This is a genomic window from Bacteroidota bacterium (genome assembly GCA_018816945.1).
Taxonomy (GTDB): domain Bacteria; phylum Bacteroidota; class Bacteroidia; order Bacteroidales.
Genome location: JAHIVC010000058.1, coordinates 1 through 2,342 on the forward strand (window position 1 = coordinate 1; position 2,342 = coordinate 2,342).

The following is a 2,342-nucleotide window of genomic DNA, read 5'->3' on the forward strand; positions in this document are numbered from 1 at the left end:
AATTAATATTAGAAAAGGGGGGGAGACCCTCTTTTAAAGGTTATGGAAACAGGAAAAATCCTTATCCTTCAACCTTATGCGTTTCTGTAAACAATGAAGTTGTTCATGGCATTCCAGCTGAAGATAAAAAATTTAAAGAGGGCGATATAGTCAGCTTAGATATTGGTATGCAATATCCGGCCAAAGGCGGTATGTACACTGATATGGCAAAGACGATTGCTGTGGGAAAAACAAGCAAGCAAGTGAAAAAATTGATAAAGACTACACAGGAATCTCTGGAAAACGGCATTGCTAAATGCAGGAGTGGAAATTTAATGTCTCAAGTCTCGGCTGCTATTCAGCAAACAGCAGAAAAGGAAGGATATTCTTTAGTACGCAGCTTAGCCGGTCATGGGGTGGGTAAACAAGTTCATGAAGATCCGCAAATTCCGAATTATGTTTCAGATGATGCTGATATAATATTAAAACCCGGCATGACCTTAGCGCTCGAACCAATGGTTAACATTGGTGACTATCAGGTTGAATTACTTGAAGACGGCTGGACTTTTGTAACTTGTGACAGTGAGCTATCAGCGCATTTTGAACACACAGTGTTAGTAACAGAGGGTGATCCAGAGGTATTAACAATTTTATAACTCAAATAAAAGGAAAAACGAAAAGGTAAAAACGATAATTAAAAATTCAAAATGTCCCGAGATTGTCGAGGGACTCCATGTTTTTTCTTTTTCCACTTTTATATTTACATTTATTTTTATGCAATTACTTGGAATAGATTATGGCAAAAGCAAGGTCGGTTTAGCACTTGGCGATGATGTCACCAAGATGGCTTTTGGTTTAAAGACAATTAGAAATGAAGGTTTACAAAAATTGGTTAGTGAAATAAAAAAAATAATGGAGGAAGAGGCTGTTGAATTAATTGTTTTGGGAAAACCAGTTAATTTAGAAGGTGAGGAAGTAATATCAAAAGATATGCAGGCTTTTTACGATGAATTAAATGCTGTAAATTCAATTGTCTGGCAAAATGAGCAGTTATCGACAAAACAGGCGCAGAGTATGGCTAAAACAATACCGGGAAAACCAGTTCGATTAAAAGAAGTTGATGATAAAATAGCAGCTATGGTAATTTTACAGTCGTATCTTGATAGTATTTAAATTCTAAATACGGGATGATGGAATAATTTCTGTTGATGGAGATGTTGATTTTTGGCTCATTTACAAGTAAATTTTGACTTTTTTTGCTACTTTTCTCTTGTATGAAGTTATTACATAAGAAAAGTCAATGCTGTGGCGCCAAGATTGTTCGTTTTGGCGGCAAGCGAAGGAAGTGCACTGTTTGTCATAAAACATGGAGTGAGCACCCTGCTAAACGGGGTCCCAAGCCAAGGCGTAAACAATGCGACTATCTCAAGAAAGTTTTTAACCATGGATTTAAGGTAAAGCAATTATCGCTAAACTCTAAATTATCTACTGATGCGATCTACAAGATATTTGCTCATAATATAGATTCAGTAGTTAAAGAAAAACGAATCATTAGGCTTGGAGGTCCAAAATTGATTTTAGTGATCGATGCTCAATGGCATTATTTCAAAAAAGAATTATGGACATTATATTTTCTGGCCATTAAGTCGACATCCTCTCAAACTGTCACTATTCTTGATCCAATACTTAGACTAGGGAAAGAAAATGCCACTACTTGGAACGAGATATTCAATCAACTGCCAATATCGATTAAAAACCGTATAATTGCTTTAATTTCTGACGGAATCAGGGGCATTGAGACTATTGCCGATAAAAATGGCTGGATAATACAACGCTGTCATTTTCATTTACTTAGCGCTTTGCAGAAAAGACGTGGCAAGAGAGCCTCTACTCCGGGAAGATTGATCAGAGAAGAGACATACAATTCGGTTAAACTAGCTTTGGTCGAGACTTCAACAGAAAGGTTGAATATTCTTTGCAGAAGATTGGCGTTTCTAGCCAAGAACGACGGATGCCCTCGAGCCATGAGGATGATAACTAGGGATTTCTTGAGACGCTTTCATGAATTCAGAGCATATCTAAATTATCCCGAATTGAATCTTCCAACCACGATTAATGTGATGGAGTCGGTTAACAGCTTTGTCAGAGAAAAAACTAAAACAGTCAAAACTCCAAAATCATGGCATAAATGGGCAATCGCTTGTGCCAGAATTAAATCAAAATTTACTTGTAAATGATCAATTTATCAACAGAAATATTTCTAACTACCCCTAAATACTAATTTCGAAATTCTAAACAAATTCAAATGTTCAAAATTTTAATGTTTTAAAAATTGGATATTATTAAATTGGAGAATTGTTTAG

The 2,342-nt window shown here is 35.9% G+C and carries 3 protein-coding genes; all 3 read left to right on the plus strand.

The genetic code is table 11. The features are described 5' to 3' along the window. Positions 1–635: type I methionyl aminopeptidase (gene map / locus KKG99_08835; GenBank protein MBU1013100.1), on the plus strand; the 635-nt coding region annotated here is incomplete at its 5' end. 118 nt (positions 636–753) lie between these two features. Next, positions 754–1,152 carry a Holliday junction resolvase RuvX gene (gene ruvX / locus KKG99_08840; protein ID MBU1013101.1) on the plus strand — a complete coding sequence of 133 codons (399 nt, stop codon included), beginning with the start codon at positions 754–756 and terminating at the stop codon, positions 1,150–1,152. Between the two features lie 101 nt (positions 1,153–1,253). Beyond that, complete coding sequence (locus KKG99_08845) at positions 1,254–2,216, plus strand: hypothetical protein (protein MBU1013102.1); 963 nt, start codon at positions 1,254–1,256, stop codon at positions 2,214–2,216. The last annotated feature ends 126 nt before the right edge of the window (positions 2,217–2,342 follow it).

What these genes read in the sequence shown, in the direction of transcription:
- KKG99_08845 (MBU1013102.1), top strand. Translation starts at nt 1,254, where the DNA reads ATGAAGTTATTACATAAGAAAAGTCAATGCTGTGGCGCCAAGATTGTT.
- ruvX (MBU1013101.1), top strand. Translation starts at nt 754, where the DNA reads ATGCAATTACTTGGAATAGATTATGGCAAAAGCAAGGTCGGTTTAGCA.